The following is a 22,398-nucleotide window of genomic DNA, read 5'->3' on the forward strand; positions in this document are numbered from 1 at the left end:
CTTCTGAGACGTTTTTTCTTTGAGGGGAAGGAGATTTGAAGGAAGTTGACAGAAGGACAGTTTCTATATTACAATGAAAAAAACTCGTTCAAAAAAGAAAGAGGTATATTAATGAGTGTCGTAGGTATCTAATCAGCTAATTAAAACAAATAAGCAAAAACAGACTGTTTATTTGTTGTGCCTGTAGATACCGATAAAAATCGTTATTGATGAATCAGGTGATGGGAGACTATCGCTTTTTTTGTACACTTTTTTGGACGGGGATGTTACCGGGATCCTCAGGCACAAGAAAGGATCACTCATGAAGATACCTCAAGCAACTGAATTTGAACAAATTAAAGAACAAGTAAGTAAAAAAATAATCAGCGATTATGGTAAAGCACGTTTTGCCAATGAAAAACCAGCAGCTACGATCCATTCCGCCCAAAAACGAGTGTCTGAGACAACTGAAGCGATGGCGCTATTAGACGCCGGACGTCAAGTCCCTTTCATGGGGCTGCAGCATGTCTTACATCATACGGAGAAGATTGAAAAAGGCTTTGTATTGGAGCCGCAGGAATTGATTGAATACGGAGACTTTTTACGGTCTTTTCGAATCATCCGTCAATTGTTTGAAAAAAATCAATCAATTGCCCCAAGATTGCATCACTATGCTCAGGGGTTGGCCGACTTTTCTGAAATCGCCGAAATGATTTTCCAAAAAATTCGCAATGGTCAGGTAGATAGTAACGCCAGCCGAGAATTACGGAAAATTCGTGGCACAATCGAGAAATATGAGGCCGATTTAAAAAAAGTTTTTGCAAAGTTTTTTAAAGAAAGTCGCTATCTGCAAGAAAACCGTGTGATCAAAAAGAACGACCGTTATACGCTGCCGGTACGTGCTGAATTTCAACAGCAAATTAAAGGGACGATCATCGAACGTTCTAATAAACGCGCGACTGTTTTTATTGAACCAGAGGCAGCTGCCCGTCTGAATGATCGATTGATTTTGGCACAGGCGGAAGAAACGGCCGCCCAATACCAAGTTTTATCAGAATTGACCGGGGCAATCGCCGAACAAATGAATGCAGTATTTGCCTGTCTTGATATTTTAGTGGTACTAGATATTATTTTTGCTCGTGGAAAGTATTGTCGGGAAATCAATGGTCAACCGATAGCAATTACTGAAGAAGAAGTTTTGCTTCTTGATCAAGTCCGGCATCCTTTACTGGGCACTGATGCTGTTCCTCTATCTTTAAAACTAGGAGAAGAGAACCGATGTATGGTCATCACAGGGCCGAATGCTGGTGGTAAGACGGTTGTCTTAAAAACCGTCGGACTCGTTTGTGCGATGGCACATTACGGCTTGTTTCCAGCGCATAATGGCAACAGCAGCGTGCCGTTTTTAAAAAGTCTTTGGATGGATATCGGGGATCAGCAAAGTCTAGAAAATTCTTTAAGTACCTTTTCTGGACACATGTCGAATATTGCACAGATCATGACGAATGCCAGCCGGAACAGTATCGTTTTGTTAGATGAAATTGGCAGCGGGACTGAACCAAATGAAGGGGCATCTTTAGCGATCGCCATTATGGAATCGATCTATCGATCGGGGGCGTTAATGATCGCCACGACTCATTATGGTGAAATCAAGCAGTTTGCTCTTGATCACCAAGATTTTGAAACAGCGGCGATGGCTTTTGATGCCAAGACCCTGACGCCGAAATACCGCTTGTTGACCAATGCGGTCGGTGAAAGTAATGCGTTTTGGATCGCCGAAAAAATGGCGATTCCTGCTGAGGTCGTGCAAACGGCAAAGGACTATTTAAAGAATAAATCTTATTCTTTTGAGAAGCAGCCTTTTGAGACGTCCAGAAAACGAACCGATCCTCAGGAAACAAAGTCTGAGCACATTTTTCAAAAGGGAGACCAGGTCTTTTCAGCAGAGCATGAAAAACGGGGAGTCTTTTATGAATACTTGGAACAGGGACAAGCGAAGATTTATATTGAGAAACAATGTTTCGTTGTTGCTGCTCGGCGATTGCAACTGCTCACCAAACGAGAAGCACTCTATCCAGCCGGCTATGATCTAGATCAATTATTTTCCGATTTTGCCCAACGTAAATTTACCCGAGATATTGAACGTGGGTCTAAAAAAGCGCAAAAGCAGTTACGAAAAGCAGCGCAAGAGCGTCAGGCCAAACGATCATTGGATTGATCGGCACAGATATATTTAGAGCGGGAGTATAAAATCAAGAAAGCAGCTCTTTTTCGAGTTTTAGAAAAAGAGCTGTCTTTTTTTGAAAATGACCGTTTTTTAATAACGTGTATGATCGAAGGGAATCCAGTGATGGTCGAATGATTTCCATTGATTTTTCTTTAAATATCGGAAATTACTCGAAATATCTAAATTCTTTAAGAAAAGTTAAAGAAAAATAAAAATAACAAAGAATGGGTTGTATCTTTATACGAGGAAGGGTACCATTCATAGTGGATTGAAAATAACATATAACCTTGTTAGGTGAGGCTCCTATACAAACATAAGCTATTGCGCAGAAACGTCGAAAGACGCCAATGTGTAAAACAGGAATTGTCGGATTAAGGCTTTTCATAAAATAGCTAAGAAAGGGAACAACTTTCTTTACGTTGTATAGTGCTAAAACTCGGACGATGAGATTGCTAGCAAAGTCTGACGTCCTAAGAGAAGTGAGACTTTTTTGCTTTTCTCTTTGATGGATGACTAAGCTCAAAGGGCATAATAACTGGTACCGTCTGAACACCTACTCCAAGGCAAGAGGAGTGGAAGCAATGATAGAAAAAAAGAAGATCGATTGGCTGCTGATCATAGCTTATTTGCTATTGAGCCTTATCGGTCTTTTAATGATTTATAGTGCAAGTTCTTATCGTTTATTAACGAGAGATCAGCCGCCAGCAAGCTTATTTATGCGTCAGCTTGTCTTTCTGTTACTCAGCTGGGTGCTCCTTTTCATTATTCAGCGAACACGGCGTGAGATTCTGCTCAGTAAATATTTAGCGATCGGTCTGTTGGCATTTGGCGTCTTTACTTTACTATTGGCACGTTTGCCGTTTTTCGGTGTTTCTGTCAATGGAGCGCAACGATGGGTCTCGATTGTAGGGATACAATTTCAGCCCTCAGAGATCGTGAATGTGGGCATGGTCTTATACCTTGCTCATTATTTTCAATCAGCAAAAACTACCTTGCAGGAAATGAAACGTCCGCTTTTCGTTTTATTTTTGTGCTGTGTGTTGATCCTCATTCAACCAAAAGTAGCCGGCGTGATGATTTTACTTTTCTTGGCTTTTATCATGATTACCACGGTTCAGGTACCCGTTAAACTCACGGCTCTTTTGTTTGGCGGGTTATTAATCAGTCTGTTCTTGGTTGCTATGTTGATCCTCTTTTTAGGAAACAATGATTTATTGCCCCACATGTTTATGCATGTGTATAACCGAATTCGATTAGTGGGAGATCCATTTTCCGACCCATATAATCAAGGATTCCAAATGATCCATTCCTACTATGCTTTGTTCAATGGTGGTCTTACGGGCCTTGGTTTAGGAAATAGCATCACCAAGAAAGGCTTTTTACCAGTAGCAGAGACTGATTTTATTTTCTCCGTTTTAGTAGAGGAATTAGGGTTGATTTTCGGCATTTTTGTCATCGCTTTATTATTCGTAATTATTTTACGTCTGTTTATACGATCAGCGGCAATCGCAAATCCTCAGATTGGCTTAATATTATTGGGAACCAGCACGTTGCTGTTATTACAAACAAGTATCAATATTGCCAGTATTTTAGGGTTGATGCCGATGACGGGGGTACCTTTGCCATTCATTAGTTATGGTGGCTCCAGTTACTTTATTCTTTCATTTGCCTTCAGTTTATGCCTGAAACTAGAACGAGAGGAGGGTATACTTAATGAAGTTCCTCAAACGACATGAAGCAAACTATGCTTTATTGCTGCCGATTTTCCTGCTGTTTTTGTTAAGTATCTGGGTACAACATCAGGCTTCTGTGATGGATGGCAATGATCCTTCAGGGATTGTTTTTCGGCAGATCCTCTTTTGTATCCTTTCGGCGATTGCTCTTTTTGTAACGAGTTTGATTCCTACGAATTTACTCCTCCGCTTTTCTGGTCTTTTGTACTTACTATCACTTGGTTTGATGGCCTCTCTTCATTGGTTTTACGATCAAACGATGTTCGAACAAACGCACACCAAACGGTGGATCAGATTTGGTGCGTTTACGATTCAGCCTTCTGAGTTTATGAAAGTGGCCTTTATGCTCTTTATGGTTTATCTCACTTTAGTCTATGAGAAACGTAAAGCAGAACGAACAATCAAATCCGATTTGATCTATGTTACTAAGATCCTGCTATTCAGCTTACCCACATTTTTATTGATGTTTATGCAGCGAGACTTTGGAACGAGTTTGGTGTTTATCGTGATGTTAGGTGCCTTATTCATCATTTCCGGTGTTCATTGGAAAATACTGACCGTCGTGATCGGTTTGATTGCCGCTCTTGGTGCTATTTTGTTGCTACTCGTATTCACGGAATGGGGCAATCGTGTGTTGTTTCGCCTTCACTTTTCACAATATCAATTGGATCGGGTGAGAGCCTGGGCAGATCCACTCGCGTACCAAGATTCCATCGCTTTCCAACAAGTCCGTAGTATGTGGGCGATTGGTTCTGGCGGCTTATTGGGGGCACCTGATACCCATACAACGGTGTATGTGCCGGTTCGTGAGTCAGATATGATCTTTACAGTCATTGGAGAAACGTATGGCTTTTTAGGAAGTACTTTAGTCATCTTCCTTTATTTCTATCTGATCTATCAAATCATTTTTGCTGCTTTAAAGACAAATAACAAAGCATCGGTCTATATTGCGATTACCTATGTGTTTGGTTTGGTTTTTCAAATTTTTGAAAACATCGGAGCGGCGATCGGTTTGCTGCCTTTAACCGGCATCCCCTTACCATTCTTAAGTCAAGGAGGAACCTCTCTGATTGCGATCAGCATTGCTATGGGAATTATCTTTGGGTTAGACAAATTTCCGATAAAAGCCAAAAATAGGTCGTATACATTAAAAGAAAGTAGGGGCTTAACATGAGTAAAACAGCAAAAAAAGGAGTGATAGGCGGAATACTCTGCAGCTGTTTTGCATGGCTGTTTTTCCTCGTTGCATTAGAACCGCGCTGGTTCCAAAGTATCGACAACCTTTTTTCCCAGTTGCCTCAATGGCGGACACCTGCTGTGGAATCGCTTTTTCTCCCACTTGCCAGTACGGCCACGATCATTCCCATAGCGGCCATTCATTTTCTGTTAGCAAGTATTTTATTTATCCGCAAGCAGCGGTTAGAAAGTTTTTGGTTGATGGGGAATCTGATTGTGATCAGTGGGGTCGGTCAAGTGATCAAGAAAGTAGTTGATCGCCCGAGACCGGATTTTGCTGACAGTATGGAGCGGGCATCCGCTAGTTTTCCGAGTGGACATACACTATTAGCGACCACTTTGATTATTTCTCTTCTCTTTTTCTTAGGGCAAACAGTTCCTGCCAAAAGAGGCAAGCGTCACTTTATCCAAAACATGGCACTATTTCTAGGATTGATCTATTTGTTGCTGATTATGATGAGTCGGTTGCTATTCGGGGTTCACTATCCCAGCGACTTGCTAGCAAGTATTTTATTGGCAAGTGGGATCAGTTATATCACCTATGCTTCCGTCTTTTCAATCAAAAAACATGTACTTAGGGGGAGATAAATTGGGTACAGCAAAAAAACTAATAATCATTTTTATGGTATTGCTGACGGGAATTATCTCAGCAGGAACCGTTTATGCGGTTAGGGTGTATTTTCAAGTAGAGGATGTTGCTCACTCGATCCATCGTCCAATCGAAGGACGAGAAGAGGCGGAAGTCATCGAAAATGCCGAGCCACTAAGCCTTCTTTTGTTAGGGATCGCCAATGACTCCCGCCGCAAAACCGATTTTCGCGCCAACACCATCATGGTGGCAACGTTGAACCCTGTCACAAGAAAAACCACCCTCACGAGTATTCCTAGAGATGCTTATGTGGAGATCGTGGGACAAGGGTACCACGATAAAATCAATCATGCCCATTCTTTTGGTGGAGCAAAAATGATGATTGAAACCGTCGAACAATACCTTGATATACCGATCCATCATTATTTCTCCTTAAACATGGATGGGATGGCAGATCTTGTTGATGCAATTGGTGGCATCACGGTTGAAAATGAATTTGCTTTTACTGCTGAGAAAATCGATTACCCAGAGGGGGTCCTCGATTTAGATGGCTGGGAGGCGCTTCAGTATACTCGTATGCGAAAGGATGATCCAGAAGGTGACTATGGCCGTCAGCGCCGTCAGAGAGAAGTGACTGAGATTCTGGCAAAAGAGTTAGTTTCACTGTCCAGCGTGATGCGGATTCAGGATCTGCTAACGATCATTGGAGAAAATGGCGAAACCGATCTAACTTTTTCGCAAATGAGTCAATTATTTATCCAATATCAATCAGCATTAGGGACTGTCGAGTCTTACCAAATGGCTGGCAGTGGGTTCACCGGCGATGGCTTCAGAGGAGAATATGGAATTTCCTATCAAGAAGTAACGCCTGAAGAGCAACAGACGACGAGCCAACGTTTAAAAAATGAGTTGTTGATTGATTAACGTCCTGGCTTAGAAACAGAACCAGTTCAATTTTGTTCTTCAAGTATTTCGTAATTAGAGTTGACAGCCGCTTTTCCTCAGGATACTCTTTAGTCAAGCAATGCATTACGGCTTAATAACAAGAGTTTGTTTGGAAAAGAGCTGTCAACTCTATTTCTATTGTTCCACCCTGTCGCTAAGTTATTACAAGGAGGAAAAGTATGAAGATCGTCTTTAAAGACCAATTACCATCTGATTCAAATCAAGTACTCGCTTTGTATGAGGGAGTTGGCTGGAGCGCCTATACTAAAGATCCCGAGCGTCTTTTAAAAGCGTTAGCCCACTCAGAGGTGATCACGGCCTATGTTGAAGAGCAGCTAGTGGGGCTTATCCGTTGCATAACCGATGGACAAATAATTCTTTATATTCAAGATCTATTAGTAGCATCCGAGTTCCAAGGTCAAAAAATTGGTCAGCGATTACTCAAAAAAATGCTGGCGAATCATCCATCAATACGGCAAAAGGTTTTGATTACGGACAACACAGAAAAAACGCGTCATTTTTATGAGGCGTGTGGCTTTTCCTCTGTGGAAGAGCAGCAAATTGCCGCATTTATCTATTCAGCAAAAAGCGAATAAGGAATAAGAAAATCGATGTGTCACTGAGAATATTTTTTTAGTTGCGTTGGGTTTTAAGAAGGAGTGGAGAAAAATGAAGATGCGCTTTGCGTTACTTTTTTTGTGTCTCTTTATTGGTGTTGGCGCTTGTGGAGGAAGTCTATTGGCGTTTAAAAGCATTGAGCCGTTAAGCAAAGGGGAGACATTTGCTGGTTTGGAAGCGGCCATGCTGCAAGGAACACCCTTCACGACCTTCTTAATTCCCGGCTTGTTTTTGTTCGCTATCTTAGGTTTGGGTAATCTGATTGTTGTTTTCCTCTTGCGGCTTAACAAAGGGTACCACGGGGTAATGCTTTTAGGCATGAGTTTAGTTGTCTGGATCATCGTGCAGGTCATCTTATTACAAGAATGGAATGTCTTGCATGTGATTTTCTTTTTGCTAGGGTTGATCCAGTTTGCTTCAGCAGTCTACTTTGTCAGACGGTTGCATATTCCGTTGCCGTTTTCAGCTCATCAAAATTGATTAGATTCGAGATGTAGAGATGAAAAAAATTAAATTAATTGAAAGTTTGCTATGAAAAACATGGATTTTTGAAAAATTCTTCTTGAAATCATCCTTCGTTTTTAAAATTATGCTAAACTGAAAGAAGTTGAATTACTTTCTAGAATCAGGAGGATTTATTATTGGAGTTTCTTAAAAAATCAAAAATTTTTGCAGGTCTAGTGATCGTCTGTCTCTTAGGGATCGCGGTCTGGATCTATTCAAATATACTGTTTGTCTTTCGACCACTGGAAGCCATCTTTTCTAGTGTCTTTTTACCAGTATTGATTTCAATTTTTATTTTTTACATCTTTTTACCTTTCTTTAATTGGGTAAAAAAAAGAACGAAAAAGAAAAGCATTGCGCTATATTCGACATTGCTGCTGATCGTTTTTGCAGCGTATTTGATCGTTCAGGTGATTGGACCAGCATTAGCCTATGAGATGGGGCGTTTTATCAATCAAATTCCCATCATCATCAATTTGGTGATCGATACTATTGATCATTCTTATTTAGAAGAATTATTTGGTCCTTTTATTGATTCGATTGATATTTCCCAAGCTAGCAACTTTGCCTTACAGTTTATTACCGGGGCAACCAATAGTCTGACGAGTTTGATCTCCATCGTTTCTCATTCAGCGATCGTCTTGTTTACGATCCCACTGTTATTAGTGTATATGTTTAAAGACGGTGAGAAAGTTCCTGATTTTTTGGCAAGTAAGACACCGAAAAACTATCAAGGCTTAATGCGACAACTTTGTAGTGATTTTCATCAAGCAGCGTCAGCGTACATCGGTGGGAAATTGCTGGTTTGTTCTTATGTTGCGGTTTCAAGCTATTTCATTTTTTCTTTGCTAGGCTTACAAAATGCCTTACTATTAGGATTAATTTGCGGCGTTCTGGACATTATTCCTTATTTCGGCCCCTTTATCGGAGCAGCACCAGCCTTTTTATTTGCGTTAAGTCAAGACATTCGAACAGCTATTTTTCTGATTGTCGGAATCACGATCATTCAGTTAGGTGAATCATATCTTGTTTCACCATTAGTGATGAAAAAAGTATTGCATATCCATCCAATCATTGCGGTTTTCTTATTATTGATTGCCGGCAACTTGCTTGGATTTGTAGGCATGATTGTGGCACTGCCAGTGTATTCGATCGTGATGGCAATGTCTGGTACATTGTTGCGTTTTTTTCAAGAACGAAAATTAGAACGATCTGTAATTGATAAAGATTCATTATAACGAAAATGTTCTACCTTGCTGTTGGAGCGGTCTCCATCAGCAGGTTTTTTTGTTTTTAAGCACTACGTAGCAAGGCCTAAAGACAAATGCTATACTTATTGAAACGAGAAGGACGATAGGAGTGAGGAAATGAAGGTTTTATGGAACGATCAAATCGTTGATCGAGAAGCGGTGAAAATTGACATTGAAGATCGCGGTTATCAGTATGGTGACGGAATCTATGAAGTGATTCGAATCTATAATGGTCGCTGCTTTATGTTAGGGGAGCATATGACTCGCTTAGAAAGTAGTGCGCAAAAAATTAAACTGACGTTGCCTTATACAATTCCCCAATTAACTGAAAACCTTAAGTTACTGGTTAAAACCGAAGGAATCACAGAAGGAGAGATCTATCTTCAAATCACCAGAGGAATCGCCTCTCCCCGCAATCACGAGTTTCCGTCTGCTGGAGCAGTCAAAGGAGTCGTGACCGCAAATGTGATCCCCTTTGAACGACCTCTGGAAATGCAGCATGCAGGGCTATCTGCGACCGTTCTTCCAGATGAGCGTTGGTTGCATTGTGATATCAAATCATTGAGCTTGTTAGGAAATCTGTTAGCGCTAGATCAAGCGATCGAAGCGGGGTTCGATGATGCACTCCTGCAACGAGATGGATGTTTCACGGAAGCTTCGGCATCAAATATCTGGTTTGTCATTGATGGTATCGTCTATACACATCCGGATGGACGCTTGGTATTACCAGGTATCACGAAAATGAAGGTGCTACAGTTGTGTCAGCAATTAGAAATTCCTTATCGAGAAGAACCTGTCCCTGTTGAGGCACTAAACAACGCGCAAGAATGTTTTTTGACCAATTCTGTCTGGGAAATTGTGCCTATCGTCAAAGTAGATGGGAAATCAGTTGGCAATGGTACATTGGGTTCGATCACGAAACGTTTGCAAGCAGCCTATATCGCTGCTACAAAGAGTATGTGCGAATCCTAGTTAACAAGCAAAAGAAACGATTCAAAAAAACTTTGGCCCACCCAGCATGTTTTATAGCTAGGTGGAACAAAGTTTTTTCTTGGATACAAGTGCAGATTTTACCATTCACTAGGATTCCACAATTTTCCGTCAAGTTCTCCTTGTTTCAATTCGATTCGAATTTCTTGCTGATGAAGCAACTTCTCTAGTTCTTGCAAAAATGCTTTTTCGTGATAGTCAGCTGTTTCTTTTATTGACTGCTCTATCAGTGGCTTCAGCCATTCGTGATCCATCACAGCACCTCCAATTCAGTTAAAGCGTCATCTAATTCGATCAACGTTTCATGGTTTTCCTGCAACAAGGATAGCAAAGGAGCAAGCTGCGGTTTTTCAGAAACCAAACGCGCCAGCTTTTCGCTAAACCATTGTTGCTTTTGATCAAATGTAAAGGGAGCCGGCATTAATAAAAGTTGCTGATAGGCAATGACAAAGGCTCGTTTCTCTTGTTCTGATTTATACATCAGTTGATCGAGGACAACGATGGGGAGTACCGTCATTTGGTGTTTTTTTGCCATGAGTACCAGTGGGTGCAAAATTTCATTGAAGGTCGTATTTTCTCGGCCGCCTAGCTGAAATTCTTTGGCGGCAACGCCGGTAGAAACGGCGAAACTGATTTCCTTGCCCACCAATGCAGGGGCACATTTTTCCCAAACCGTATCGATCCAAGCTTTCATTTTTGCTGGAACGCTGTACCAATATAGGGGGAATTGTAGAATCAAACGATCGCATGTTTGCAACAGCATCCGTTCATTGGCGAGAGAAAAATCAGAAAGATCATCAAGGAAATGCATGGTGACGTTAGGAAGCTTGGCACTTTCACTAAAGAATCGTTGGGAAAGCGAATTGTGGAAATCCGGATGGCTGGCTACCACTAAAGTTTTTATCATGAGACTGATCATCCTTTCCTATTACATTTACCATATTTTACCAAAAAGAGAAACTAGTCTGCTTTTCTTTTTGTCGAAGTTCTTCTCTTTTAGTTTCGTTTAAGGTACTTCTTTTATACTTGTTATAAGAAAAAGCCAGTAGCGGCTTAAGCGTGATAGAAATGGGGGAATAGAGGATGGAATCAAATGATCCCTTGATGAAAGGTCTAGCAACTATAATAAGGATCGTTGCAAATACAGTGAACTATGTCGAAAATGGACTTGCCAGTTGCAAACAACGAATTGATGGAAAGCGTCAAACGAAAGAAAATGATTACGGCAACGGGCAAGAGTTTACTGAAGTGACTGTCTACAGATGACCGATGCAAAGAAAATAACAAAGATGGCTCACTCCTCAAAGGGTGAGTCCTTTTTTTTATTTCAAGCCATTCATCATCAGTTTGTACTTTTGTTGAGGGAAGGTATAATGAGTAAATGAAGCATAGTGGAGACGGAAGAATGAAGCAATAGTAGGGAGGAGAAGCAGGTGATGAATCATTTATATAAACGAATCCAATACAAAATTCCAGAGCTGAACCGAGTAGAAAGAACGGTCCTTAACTATTGTTTAAGGGCGCCCGAGAAAGTTTCAGAAATGACGGCCGATGAGTTAGCTTCCCAAACGTACACCAGTCAAGCGACGATCAGCAGAATGGCAAAAAAGCTTGGCTTTACCGGTTTTCAAGAATTCAAATTTTCACTGAAGAATTATCAAACTCTTGAAAGAAAATCATCTACTCAAGCTTCTCTTGGCTTATCCCCACTGATCAAGCAAATGATTGACCAGCTGACGACATCCTTATCAATGATTGAAGAGGCTGACTTTCAGCGTGCCGTGGAAATGTTGCAGCAAGCACAACGAATCGAATTTTTTGCTTTAGGGCAAAGTGCGCCGGTTGCATTATCTGCGAGTCGAAAGTTGCGGTTCTTAGGAAAAACGGTTGGCGCTTCAACGGATTGGGATGAATTGACAACCATCGCTAATCAACTATCAAAAAAAGATATGGCTATTTTTATTAGTCATAGTGGGGAAACAATCGGGATGCTAAATTATGCTAACCGGTTGAAACAAAGAGGTGTGCCGATTTTAGCCTGTATTGGTCAATCAACAAGCACGTTGGAAAAGCTTGCCACCTTCTCTTTTTCTGTTGAAATGACAACGATTTATCATCATGAAGTCGATTTGAGCCCACGGATCTCTTTAGCAGCGTTACTGGATATTTTAATTATTCAATACGCCAATCAAATCGAAGAAGTACTTGCTCCGGAATGACCATTCCATTTTGTGAATGGTCATTCTTGTTTTGGTAACTGTATTGTAAGCCTTCTTGATATCGTTTACATTTTAAGAGATAAAAGTGTTAGGAGGAAATGATATGCAAAAAGGAAAGAAAGCAAGCTGGATGGAAATTTTTCAAGGACTTGGGAAAACATTTATGTTGCCAGTCGCTTTACTCGCATTCATGGGTTTATTTTTAGGGATTGGTAGTTCATTTTCATCTTCTTCAACGATCGACGTTTTCCCATTTTTAGGTGCCTCTTGGCTTCAAGTGGTTTTTCGTTTCATGTCAACGATCGGTGGGTTTGCCTTTAGTTACTTACCCGTCATGTTTGCGATGGCGATTCCTTTAGGTCTAGCACGAAAAGAGAAGGGAGTTGCGGCATTTTCAGGCTTTGTGGGCTATGTCGTGATGCATTTATCCATCAATTTTTATTTACAAGAAACGAATCAATTAGCTACTGCAGATCAACTTCGAGAAGCAGGACAAGAGATCGTTTTTGGCATTCAAACATTATCAATGGGTGTTCTAGGTGGTATTATCGCAGGATTGATCGTTTATAAATTGCATACGCGCTTCTACCATTTTCAATTGCCAGATAGTTTTGCCTTCTTTTCAGGAGCCCGGTTTGTTCCAATCATCACCTCGCTTACTTTAGCTGTGGTCGGGGTGATCATTCCGATGATTTGGCCATTGTTTGCTATGATCATCACAGGAATCGGACATTTGATCCAACAAGCTGGTCCTTTCGGTCCGTTCTTATTTGGTTCAGGTGAGCGCTTATTACTGCCATTTGGGTTACACCATATTTTGGTTTCCATGATTCGCTTTACCGAAGCAGGGGGAAGTCAGCTGATCGATGGTCAGCAAGTCTTTGGGGCGTTAAATATTTTTTATGCGGAATTACAAAACGGTTTAAGCATCTCACCAAGTGCAACGGCGTTCTTGTCTCAAGGGAAAATGCCAACCTTTATGTTTGGCTTACCGGCAGCAGCATTAGCTATGTACCAGACAGCAAAACCTGAGAATCGTTCAAAGATAAAAGGCTTGTTGATTTCAGGCGTCATTGCAACTTTTGTGACAGGAATTACTGAACCAATCGAATTTTTATTCTTATTCATCAGCCCTTTATTATGGATTTTTCATGTCATCATGACAGGTGCTGGATTTATGGTAATGAGTCTATTGGGTGTCACGATTGGAAATACCGATGGGGGCGTGCTTGATTTTCTTATCTTTGGCGTGATGCAAGGCGCATATACAAAATGGTGGCTCGTTCTGATCGTAGGAGCTTGCTGGTTTGCCCTGTATTACTTTGTTTTTAAAACAGTGATCCTTCGCAAGAACTTGAAGACACCTGGTAGAGAAGAGAACAACGATCAAACGAATGAGTTGGAAGAGGAAATGACCTATTCTGGAAAGAGTGGCTACGATGCCCATGGTATTTTGGCAGCTTTAGGGGGAGCAAGCAATATTGATTCTTTAGACAATTGCATTACACGGCTACGCCTCGTTCTAAACGATGGTACATTGGTTGATGATGAACGGCTAAAAAAACTAGGTGCGCTTGGGGTCGTTCACTTAGATGATACGAACGTTCAAGTAATCATTGGAACGAAAGTAACAACAGTCAGAAATCAACTTGATGCGATTCTTTAGCAAAATTGTCAAGTAGTAGGAGTGAAGAAAATGTTTTTTGATGAGCCAATCAATCGTAAAGGAACCCATTGTACCCAGTGGGATTATGTGGAAGACCGTTTTGGTGAAAAAAACTTGTTGCCATTTACGATTTCCGATACGGATTTCAAGGTGCCAGCTGCAGTTGAAGCGGCACTTATCAAGCGGATGCAGCACCCGGTATTTGGGTATACACGTTGGAATCATAATGAATTCAAGCAAGCGGTCTGCAAATGGTATTCTGAACGCTTTAAAAGCAGGATCGACAGCGATTGGCTGGTCTACAGTCCTTCCGTCATGTATAGCATCAAACTACTCGTCACCTTACTCAGCAATCCAGGAGATGGGATCATTATTCAGACGCCAGCGTATGATGCGTTTTATAAAATGATCAAAGAGAACAAAAGAAAAATCGTACCTAATGCACTCATCTATGATGCCAACTCGTATCGCATTGATTTTGAAGAGCTAACAAGATTGATGGCACAGCCTGAAAACAAAGTTCTTCTCTTATGTAGTCCTCATAACCCAACTGGGAGAGTCTGGCAAAAAGATGAGTTGCAACGAATGATCGAATTGGCGAGAATCCATGATGTATTTATCATCTCTGATGAGATTCATATGGATATTGTAAGAAAAGGACAAAGGCATCAACCAATCATTGAATTGTTGCAAAAAAATGTAGCCCTTGTTACTTCGGGAAGCAAAACGTTTAATTTCCCAGGGTTGATTTATTCTTATGGAATTATTCCTGATTCCAAGTTGCGTGATCGCTTCTTAACTCAGTTGAAAGAAGCCGATGGGTTGAGCTCCACCAGTATTTTTGGCATGACCGCAACGATTGCTGCCTACGATAATGAAAGTAAGTGGGTGGATCAGCTCAATGACTATCTGGATGATAACATTGCTTATGTGATTGCTTATTTACAGGAATATCATCCAGAACTCGTGGTCACGAAAAGCGAAGCCACGTATCTTATGTGGATTGATTGTACAGCACTGGATTTAACGATGGTGGAATTGCAGCAACGAATGATTCGTAAGGGAAAAGTCGCGATTATGTCAGGGGAAATCTATGGGAATGAAGGGAGAAATTTTTTACGCCTAAACGTTGGCTGTTCGCGAGAAAAACTCATTGATGGATTGAACCGATTCACATTGAGTTTGACATAACAAAAAAGAACCCACTGAGCAATCAGAAAGATCCTGTATTCTTTCTGATCGCCAGTGGATTTTTTAGTCTTTGGTCCTGTGGGGAGTTGATGTAGTAGTAGCGGGGATTGGTTCAACGACATGGAAATAGCCTTTTTTGTCTTGAATGATCAGCATATCTTGCTGACTCTGGCTCTTGATGATTTCACCTTTAACAATTTCGTTGGTGACAGTCCGATAAATACTTGCAGTCATGCTCATTCCTCCCAACGTTTTTTCCCAACTGGTCTTCAATAGGGGGACCAGTACAAATCAATTGCTTGATTTGTACCAGCAAGGAAAAAGAAAACGAATTGGTATCTTTAGTATAGGAGAGCAATGTTTAGATTGCTGCAATTCCATGTAAAGTTTTTGTTAATCCTTTTATTTTCAACGATTGACTAATCGGCTAAAGAAAAACGCAAGGCCATTTTATTACTGCCAGACTCCACCATTTTTCCTAGTAACGTTGTTGCATTTTTTAAATACAGTTCGGCCATCTCAGCGTTGGCTTCTTCAAGCAGACGAGTAGGCTCCTTTTCAGCGGAAGCTTTACGATCAGTTTCTTGTTGGATGCGGCGACAAGCCGCCATCGTTTCCATTTCAAAACGGTTGGCAAGATCACTATAGCGATCGTAGTCGCTGTCCCCAATCAACGCCAAGGTGCGTCCTAACCAATAGCTATTTGTTGGATCGTAGGTCTTTGTCGTATCACAATAGCCAAGTGGGGTCTTAGTGATAGCTGCATAAAAGGGCACAACGCCGTTGAAGGTATTGGGGCCAAAGGCGAGCCAATGAATGCCAGCGATTGCTGCAGGCACGTGGTTGCGGATCTGCAAAATATGGACTTGCTGGTTGCGATTGAGAGCAATCGATCGAAATTGTGTTTTTTGTGTCTCGGTCCCTGTACCGTAAGGGTCAAAAGGCGTATTTTGGAAGTGGGAGCTTAATGCCCATTTTACATCTTCCACGGATAGCTTTTGTTTTGGGTAGCATACAAACGGGAGCTCTTGATCGATCGGTTCAGCAACTGTTCCGCTAAAGTGTTTTTGAATGTACCATGCCCGCGGGTTGTTGTAACGGGTATCTTTTTCTGAGGAGCTGCCAAAAATATGGCGTAGATTAATGCCTTCAAAATCAGGATTTAATTGATAGTCTTCAATCAACTGTTCGAGATCCTGCGAACACAACGTCATTTCTGAGGCGAAATCGAAGTGATCAATGTTTAAGCGATTGGGTGCCACGACATAGGCATCATCTGGTATGCGAACAGCTGCCCAGTGATGTCCACCGATGGTTTCCATATACCAAATTTCCTCGGCATCAGAAAACGCGATCCCGTTGGCTTCGTAGGTCCCATAGATTTCTAAGAGTTCCCCTAGGCGAAGAACACCTTCTTTAGCGGAATGAATGTAAGGCAGTACAATGCTGACAAAATCAGCTTCCCCGATACCATCTTCCACATATGGATCAATGGCCAAAACGCGTGAATTGGTCGTAATCGTTTCTGTCGCAGTCATGGCGATATTTACTTCATTGATTCCTGAAGCTGCCCAGACTCCTTGGGATTCATCTGCTTCAGGTGTCGAAGTATAACGTAAGGGATCCTTAGGTAAACGGATTCGACAGCCGCTTAAAACGGCGTTAAATTCATTTCCTTGCTGTTCTGGGGTGATGACGACGAATTTTTGCGGTTCCGAACCGCTCCCCGAATCTTCATTACGGGCAATCATGGTCGAGCCGTCAATCGATGCTTTTTTTCCTACTAGTAAAGTGGTACAGGACGCTTTTTTTCTATCCATCTTTCCAACACTCCTTCATTTCTTCTTACGAATGATTGAAGCTAGTATACCCATAGTCACATGGATTTACAATGCTTTCTATAGAGGGGAACAAAAAAATTTCGCCTTTTTTATTTATTTTTAGTACAATAAGGTGTTGTAAAAAAATCAAAGGAGCCATTATTATGAAGAAAACAGTAATTTTTAGTTATATTTTTTTACTAAGTCTGGTTTTTGCCGGATGTGCCAAACCATCGATGGATGCGGGTAACTCCTCTAGTGACTCTTCGTCAGTCCAACAAAATGCCGAAGAGCGCACTGCCCAAATCAGCTTCAATAATAAAAGTGAAGAGCAAGACCAGGAGATCGAAACCAAAACCGTCACTTTTAAAGAAGGGGTTTCTTTGATGACTATCATGAAAGAGAACTTTGACTTGGAAGAAAATCAAGGGATGATCACCAGCATCGATGGTTTAGCCCAAGATGAAAAAGCTGGCTATTATTGGACATATACGATCAATGATGAAATGATTACGACTGGGGCAGATGATACCTTTTTAGGAAACAACGATAAAGTGGTTTTCACCTATGAAAAATTCGAATAAACCACTTGTATTTGCTAGAAAAGAAATTGCTTATTTAGGGTTGCTTGTAGCAGCAGCCGTCGTCGGCAGGACACTTTTTCAACCCTTACCCAATGTTCAACCAATGACGGTGATCTTTTTATTAGTAACCATCCATTTAGGTCTTAGTCGTGGATTGATCGTTTGTCTGCTCTCGATGCTGATTACCAATTTTTACATGGGAATGGGGGTATGGACGATTGCCCAATTGATTAGCTATGCCGTCGTAATTTTTGGAATGTATCTATTATCAAAAAGCAAACTGTTTATGAAAAAGTTGTATTTACAAGTCATTTATAGTGTATTTGCAGGTTTTGCGTATGGCTTTGTGATTTCTTGGATCAGTGTCAAGCTTTATGGGTTTCCCAGCTTTTGGGCTTATTACTTTCAAGGATTGAGCTTTGATGCGTTGCATGCAGCGGGGAATGGCATCTTTTATTTGATGCTGGCACCGATTTTTCTGCGACTTTTCCAACACTACTATCCAAATAAAGACAGCGAAGGGCACTAAGCGCCTCGCTGTCTTTTTGCTTGACTCAGCAGTCGTGGTGACAAAAACATCTATGTCTAGAGGAAAAGTCTTTGATGATCAAACGTGTTGAATGGGGCTATGTGAGGAAACAAGCAGGCATATTGTTGTGCAAAAGCGTTTTCTGCAGGTATCCTTAAGGTATCTAAGGAAGGATGTGGCTTTTGATGAAATGGATCGTGAAAAAAGATGATTTAGAAAGCTACCGTGCGAAGTTCCATGGAAAACTGGCTGGTTATGCCGAGGAAGACAAAATGATTGCCCTGCCAACACCAAAGTATTTTATCGTGGTGGTTGACGAAGAAAAAATCCACTTGATTCAGTTAGATCTGCAATTTCATGAAAAAGGGATGCAGACAATTATGATCCATGAGATCACAAAATTACAACTAGGCGGTGTGGTAAATAAAAAAGTTCAGATTCAGACACCTTCGTCCACTGTCAAATTAATGATCAAACCGTTGGCGATCGGTATCAAAGAGGAGCAAAAAGCCTTGATCGATCGGTTTACCAGAATGTCGCGATAAACATCGGAGGAACACGCGGGAAAAATCAGCTGGATTTTTTCAGAAAAAAAGCAAGGGCAGTTGTCTGCACTTGCTTTTCGTGAGTCCTGTTATTCTGGCGTACCGACGATTTTAATAAATTCATCGATATTCTTGATCTTCATATGTTTGATCACTAACTGTTCCCGCTTGTTCCATTTTCCTTCAACTTCTAATTGGTATTTATTTAATGGAAGGCGTAAGACATAGCTGGCTAAGTAGCGATCCTTAATAATGCAATTTACGATTTTGTGGTCTTCTAAAAGTTGGATACCTGTCAGCATCATTGGCGTTTCTTGAAAAACGCGGCTATTGACTAACAATCCAGTGTGGGTTTCGTTCATGGGATCTTCCTTTCTGATAAACCTGGGATAAATCATCTTTCTGTCTGTTATGTTACCTGATTTGCATCAGAAAGGCAATTCCTATAATAAATCCTCGTTATTATAGGTCAAGCACAAAGAAAGGAGGGAAACGACATGGTTGGGTATAATCGTTTCTCAAATGAGTTTCAAAAGGCTTCGAAAGAACTCCGTGAAGGGAAGAAGTCCAAAAATGCCAATAAGGGGCTGCGAACCCGACAAAAAATCGCTGCTGAAAAAGAGCAAAAAGCACAAAATGCTTTTTCGACTGGTTTTTTGATCGGTTCCTTCAGAGAGTTATTCCGCAAAAAATAAGCAAGTTCCGCTGCCAAAGCGGGACTTGCTTTTTGTTTAGAATAAATAATTGAAGAAGACACCATTGAGAAAGGAAAAGCTTAGATAGAATAGAAAAAGTGTTACGATATCCAGCGGTAAACCTTTTAGAATTGGCGGAATCGTGGCAATTTGATTCCGTGTATGAACCCCTGACAAAGCACAAGAAAAGAGGAAATACATGCCTACAGCAACAAATAAATTGGTTAAATAATCGGTATAGGGAAATTGGGTCACGGTGGCGATCGTCAGCAAGAGAACATTGACTAGGAGCGTTTTTTTTAGATCAGTCGTCAAGAAACGTTTTTTTGCAGGAACGATCAGTAAACACAAGCCCCCCGCAATCAAGGCGATGATGGCAGCACTTACCAAGTTGGTGACCACTTGATTGCCATAGACGAAACGATTTTGAAGTAAAAGATAAAAGCTTAACCCACTGAACAAGTAAGCGACCGCAATGATCCCTGAGAGGAAAACCACCCGTGTCGTCACGTTCGGTTTTTTCTCTTTGACGGTCGGTGCCAAATTTTGACAGGCGTAATTTGTGAGTAGAATGACTAGAAAGACCACTAGCCGATTGGCGATCATCATAAGGAACCCTCCTTTTTTACGATTTAGCTCATGATTTTAAGGTTGAACGGGGTCTTTTTTCCTTCCCCTAATATGCGAAGGCGTAAGAAGCGATCAATAAGTGGGGTGAAACAATTCATGATCAAGATGGCATAGCTCATGCCTTCATTTGTAAAACCAAAGAAACGGAAGAGCACAACGAGGAGGCCAACGCCTAAGGCAAAAAGATTTTCTCCTGCTTTTGTTCCTGGTGTCGAAGAATAATCAGTCGCCATATAAATCGCACCCAACATGGCACCACCACTGATGATATGACCGATGACCGTTTGCCAACTGCCAGTAAAAAGTCCTTCTGGACCAAGGATAAAAGCAAAGAGCCCGATCGTCGCAAAGATAATCAGTGGGATACGAGGGGAGATGATTTTCTTGTAAACGAGAAAAATCCCACCCAACAGTAAAAGTAAGGCACTGGTTTCACCGATTCGTCCTCCGGTAAATCCTAAAAAGGCATCCACTAGTTCAGAGCCACTCAACGTTTCTCCTGCTTTCATGACAGCTAATGGTGTGGCACCAGAAACAACATCGTTCGCTGTAGCCTGCGAAACGACATCAGGTGCGATGCTGCCAAAAGGTGGATCAGGCCAACTGATTAGAAACATTTGGTTATAAAACAAGCCAATCAACAGGGCTCGACCGCCGAGGGCTGGATTTAGAAAATTATAACCAATACCGCCAAAAAATTCTTTGACGATGATTACGGCAAACGCCACCCCAATCACGGGAAAATACCAAGGTGCGGTTGGTGGGAGGTTCATCGTTAAAAGCAAGGCCGTCACGACGATGCTTAAATCGAAGCGAAACGGCCGTTTGACAAGATAGGACCAAAGTCCGTCGGCAGCAAACGCCGTGGCTAGTGCAATGAAAAACAAGCCATAAACTTTCAATCCAAAAAGGTAGCCAGAGAATAAAACTGCTGGCAGCAAGGCTAATACCACACACCCCATGATTTTAATGGTCTCGTCATTGCTGCGAATATGGGGGCTTGGGGGTGTTTCTTGATTTTTCCTTTGCTGAAAGAGACGTTCGCTATCGGAATCCTTGTAATAATCAGGCACTTTCCTTCGCCTCCTTTTGCAACTGGGCAACTTTGCCTTTTGCGGCAGTGATATTGGCAGCTAAGGAACGTTTAGCTGGGCAGACGAAGGTACAGGCACCACAATTGATACATGCTTCTGCCAATAATTCTTCACACTTTTGATAATCCCCCGCTCGATAAAACTGATCGATCTCCATTGGCATGAGGCGCATTGGACAAGCTTCGACACATTTGTTGCAGCGAATACAGGGGTTTTCGGCATAGAGCCAATCGGTTTCTTCATTAAAAACAACGATGCCGTTGCTGCCTTTGGTGACCGGAACTTTCAAGGTTTTGACGGATTTTCCCATCATTGGTCCACCAAGAATCAATTTGCTGGGGGCTCCTTGAAAGCCGCCGGCAAAGTCGATCAATTCTCCTGCGAGTGTTCCTAACGGATTTTTGACGATGCAGGGATTTTGAACATCGCCGGTAACGGTTGTATAGCGTTCAATCAACGGTTTGTCATAACAGACCGCTTCGCCGATGGCAAAGCTGGTGGCAACATTGATCAAGACGATACCGATATCGGCAGTCAAACCACCTAACGGCACCTCTTGATCGGTCAATAACTCTACTAACTGCTTTTCACCACCGGTTGGATAAACAGTTGGGACAGTAACGACTTCTATCGTGTCATCCTCTGCACTTGCGGCTTGCATGGCTGAAATGGCTCTTGGTTTGTCATCTTCGATGCCTATTATGATTTTTGGACCATCCAGTAACTTTTGGGCAATCTTTGCACCGTGAATGATTTTCTGGGCTTCTTTTTGCATTAAGAAAGCATCACTGCGTAAGAACGGTTCACATTCAGAACCATTTAAGATCAAAGTATGGATTTTTTTGGTTTCATCAATACTGAATTTGACATGGGTGGGAAACGTTGCACCGCCTTTGCCGGCGACGCCGCCTTGACGGATTTTGTTGAGGATGGTTTCGTTAGCAGCAGATTGCCAGTCGAAGGGGGCTGACAAAAAATCATTTTGATAAGCATAATCATTTTCAATGATGATGGTTTTTCCTTCTTCATTGTTTTGATTCGGCCAATCGACCATGTCGACGATTTTACCCGAAACAGATGCATGAATTTTGGCAGATACAAACGCATCAGACTCAGCGATCACTTGCCCTTGCTTGACGTAATCACCAACGGAAACAATCGGTTCCACCGGAGCACCAATATGTTGTGCTAAAGGGATAAAGACCATCGTGGGTGAAAAGGTAAGAATTTCATCTTGTTCGATCATTAATTTTTCTTTTAACATTTTTAATGGGGGACTTAGTGAAATACCGCCAGTAAATGTTCTCATAACCAACACTCCTTTCTCTCCTAAGTTTATTCTAGCATGCCATAA

The 22,398-nt window shown here is 41.5% G+C and carries 25 protein-coding genes and 1 riboswitch; of the genes, 17 read left to right on the forward strand and 8 right to left on the reverse strand.

The window, feature by feature from the left end; genetic code table 11:
* The first annotated feature begins 301 nt into the window (after positions 1–301).
* The 9 genes from IGI86_RS07445 (at position 302) to dat (ending at position 10,053) form a co-directional block, all read left to right on the forward strand.
* Entirely contained in the window at positions 302–2,197 is a 1,896-nt protein-coding gene (locus IGI86_RS07445; RefSeq protein ID WP_430617873.1) for an endonuclease MutS2, read from the forward strand.
* Positions 2,198–2,485: 288 nt separating this feature from the next.
* A riboswitch (M-box (ykoK) riboswitch) is annotated at positions 2,486–2,661 on the forward strand.
* A 126-nt stretch (positions 2,662–2,787) separates the two neighbouring features.
* Positions 2,788–3,942 carry an FtsW/RodA/SpoVE family cell cycle protein gene (locus tag IGI86_RS07450; RefSeq protein ID WP_008381965.1) on the forward strand — a complete coding sequence of 385 codons (1,155 nt, stop codon included), beginning with the start codon at positions 2,788–2,790 and terminating at the stop codon, positions 3,940–3,942.
* Positions 3,920–5,113 (forward strand): FtsW/RodA/SpoVE family cell cycle protein, encoded by a 1,194-nt coding sequence (locus IGI86_RS07455; RefSeq protein ID WP_430617874.1) that lies wholly within the window; start codon positions 3,920–3,922, stop codon positions 5,111–5,113. The genes IGI86_RS07450 and IGI86_RS07455 overlap by 23 nt, the downstream gene beginning before the upstream one ends.
* Entirely contained in the window at positions 5,110–5,763 is a 654-nt protein-coding gene (locus tag IGI86_RS07460; protein WP_430617875.1) for a phosphatase PAP2 family protein, read from the forward strand. Before IGI86_RS07455 ends, IGI86_RS07460 begins: the two co-directional genes overlap by 4 nt.
* On the forward strand, positions 5,744–6,688 hold the full coding sequence (locus tag IGI86_RS07465) for an LCP family protein (RefSeq protein WP_430617876.1): 945 nt from the start codon (positions 5,744–5,746) through the stop codon (positions 6,686–6,688). Before IGI86_RS07460 ends, IGI86_RS07465 begins: the two co-directional genes overlap by 20 nt.
* A gap of 200 nt (positions 6,689–6,888) precedes the next feature.
* Positions 6,889–7,305, forward strand: a complete 417-nt coding sequence (locus tag IGI86_RS07470) for a GNAT family N-acetyltransferase (protein WP_430617877.1) — start codon at positions 6,889–6,891, stop codon at positions 7,303–7,305.
* A gap of 73 nt (positions 7,306–7,378) precedes the next feature.
* Positions 7,379–7,807: a hypothetical protein gene (locus tag IGI86_RS07475; RefSeq protein WP_430617878.1), complete on the forward strand. Its 429-nt coding sequence runs from the start codon at positions 7,379–7,381 to the stop codon at positions 7,805–7,807.
* A gap of 161 nt (positions 7,808–7,968) precedes the next feature.
* Positions 7,969–9,069: an AI-2E family transporter gene (locus tag IGI86_RS07480; RefSeq protein ID WP_008381956.1), complete on the forward strand. Its 1,101-nt coding sequence runs from the start codon at positions 7,969–7,971 to the stop codon at positions 9,067–9,069.
* A 129-nt stretch (positions 9,070–9,198) separates the two neighbouring features.
* The gene (gene dat, locus IGI86_RS07485) at positions 9,199–10,053 is read left to right on the forward strand and encodes a D-amino-acid transaminase (protein WP_430617879.1); all 855 of its coding nucleotides are present in this window, start codon (positions 9,199–9,201) and stop codon (positions 10,051–10,053) included.
* 98 nt (positions 10,054–10,151) lie between these two features.
* Here the strand turns inward: dat and IGI86_RS07490 are convergent, their stop codons facing one another.
* Together IGI86_RS07490 and IGI86_RS07495 are read right to left on the reverse strand one after the other, a co-directional pair.
* The gene (locus tag IGI86_RS07490; RefSeq protein ID WP_005236169.1) at positions 10,152–10,325 is read right to left on the reverse strand and encodes a hypothetical protein; all 174 of its coding nucleotides are present in this window, start codon (positions 10,323–10,325) and stop codon (positions 10,152–10,154) included.
* Complete coding sequence (locus IGI86_RS07495; RefSeq protein WP_035007267.1) at positions 10,325–10,990, reverse strand: NAD(P)H-dependent oxidoreductase; 666 nt, start codon at positions 10,988–10,990, stop codon at positions 10,325–10,327. Before IGI86_RS07495 ends, IGI86_RS07490 begins: the two co-directional genes overlap by 1 nt.
* Before the next feature lie 164 nt (positions 10,991–11,154).
* Here IGI86_RS07495 and IGI86_RS07500 point away from each other — a divergent pair, with 164 nt between their 5' ends.
* The 4 genes from IGI86_RS07500 (at position 11,155) to IGI86_RS07515 (ending at position 15,147) form a co-directional block, all read left to right on the forward strand.
* The gene (locus IGI86_RS07500; RefSeq protein WP_008381949.1) at positions 11,155–11,337 is read left to right on the forward strand and encodes a hypothetical protein; all 183 of its coding nucleotides are present in this window, start codon (positions 11,155–11,157) and stop codon (positions 11,335–11,337) included.
* A gap of 170 nt (positions 11,338–11,507) precedes the next feature.
* Positions 11,508–12,290, forward strand: coding sequence for a MurR/RpiR family transcriptional regulator (locus IGI86_RS07505; RefSeq protein WP_144330333.1), 783 nt, complete (start codon positions 11,508–11,510; stop codon positions 12,288–12,290).
* Between the two features lie 103 nt (positions 12,291–12,393).
* A complete protein-coding gene (gene malX / locus IGI86_RS07510) occupies positions 12,394–13,956 on the forward strand; it encodes a maltose/glucose-specific PTS transporter subunit IIBC (RefSeq protein ID WP_008381946.1) in 1,563 nt (520 codons plus the stop codon).
* A 30-nt stretch (positions 13,957–13,986) separates the two neighbouring features.
* The gene (locus IGI86_RS07515; protein WP_194188805.1) at positions 13,987–15,147 is read left to right on the forward strand and encodes a MalY/PatB family protein; all 1,161 of its coding nucleotides are present in this window, start codon (positions 13,987–13,989) and stop codon (positions 15,145–15,147) included.
* Positions 15,148–15,210: 63 nt separating this feature from the next.
* Here the strand turns inward: IGI86_RS07515 and IGI86_RS07520 are convergent, their stop codons facing one another.
* Positions 15,211–15,381 (reverse strand): hypothetical protein, encoded by a 171-nt coding sequence (locus IGI86_RS07520; protein WP_005236154.1) that lies wholly within the window; start codon positions 15,379–15,381, stop codon positions 15,211–15,213.
* Positions 15,382–15,566: 185 nt separating this feature from the next.
* A complete protein-coding gene (locus IGI86_RS07525; RefSeq protein WP_430617880.1) occupies positions 15,567–16,967 on the reverse strand; it encodes a C69 family dipeptidase in 1,401 nt (466 codons plus the stop codon).
* Positions 16,968–17,131: 164 nt separating this feature from the next.
* On the opposite strand from IGI86_RS07525, the gene IGI86_RS07530 reads away from it, so the two are divergent.
* The 3 genes from IGI86_RS07530 to IGI86_RS07540 all read left to right on the forward strand — a co-directional run bounded on the left by IGI86_RS07530 (position 17,132) and on the right by IGI86_RS07540 (position 18,625).
* Complete coding sequence (locus IGI86_RS07530) at positions 17,132–17,551, forward strand: DUF4430 domain-containing protein (protein WP_016612115.1); 420 nt, start codon at positions 17,132–17,134, stop codon at positions 17,549–17,551.
* Entirely contained in the window at positions 17,535–18,080 is a 546-nt protein-coding gene (locus IGI86_RS07535) for an ECF transporter S component (protein WP_430617881.1), read from the forward strand. Before IGI86_RS07530 ends, IGI86_RS07535 begins: the two co-directional genes overlap by 17 nt.
* Positions 18,081–18,253: 173 nt before the next feature.
* Positions 18,254–18,625 carry a hypothetical protein gene (locus tag IGI86_RS07540; RefSeq protein WP_430617882.1) on the forward strand — a complete coding sequence of 124 codons (372 nt, stop codon included), beginning with the start codon at positions 18,254–18,256 and terminating at the stop codon, positions 18,623–18,625.
* 89 nt (positions 18,626–18,714) lie between these two features.
* Here the strand turns inward: IGI86_RS07540 and IGI86_RS07545 are convergent, their stop codons facing one another.
* On the reverse strand, positions 18,715–18,987 hold the full coding sequence (locus IGI86_RS07545; protein WP_005226206.1) for a hypothetical protein: 273 nt from the start codon (positions 18,985–18,987) through the stop codon (positions 18,715–18,717).
* A gap of 135 nt (positions 18,988–19,122) precedes the next feature.
* On the opposite strand from IGI86_RS07545, the gene IGI86_RS07550 reads away from it, so the two are divergent.
* Entirely contained in the window at positions 19,123–19,320 is a 198-nt protein-coding gene (locus tag IGI86_RS07550; RefSeq protein WP_005236143.1) for a hypothetical protein, read from the forward strand.
* A 36-nt stretch (positions 19,321–19,356) separates the two neighbouring features.
* Here the strand turns inward: IGI86_RS07550 and IGI86_RS07555 are convergent, their stop codons facing one another.
* The 3 genes from IGI86_RS07555 to rsxC are packed head-to-tail and all read right to left on the reverse strand — an operon-like array spanning position 19,357 to position 22,353.
* Positions 19,357–19,929 carry a hypothetical protein gene (locus IGI86_RS07555; RefSeq protein WP_008381938.1) on the reverse strand — a complete coding sequence of 191 codons (573 nt, stop codon included), beginning with the start codon at positions 19,927–19,929 and terminating at the stop codon, positions 19,357–19,359.
* A gap of 23 nt (positions 19,930–19,952) precedes the next feature.
* Positions 19,953–21,023 carry an RnfABCDGE type electron transport complex subunit D gene (locus IGI86_RS07560; protein ID WP_005236139.1) on the reverse strand — a complete coding sequence of 357 codons (1,071 nt, stop codon included), beginning with the start codon at positions 21,021–21,023 and terminating at the stop codon, positions 19,953–19,955.
* Positions 21,016–22,353, reverse strand: a complete 1,338-nt coding sequence (gene rsxC, locus IGI86_RS07565; protein WP_008381935.1) for an electron transport complex subunit RsxC — start codon at positions 22,351–22,353, stop codon at positions 21,016–21,018. Before rsxC ends, IGI86_RS07560 begins: the two co-directional genes overlap by 8 nt.
* Positions 22,354–22,398 lie beyond the last annotated feature (45 nt).

The organism is Enterococcus sp. AZ188 (assembly GCF_050544075.1).
Classification (GTDB): domain Bacteria; phylum Bacillota; class Bacilli; order Lactobacillales; family Enterococcaceae; genus Enterococcus_D; species Enterococcus_D entomosocium.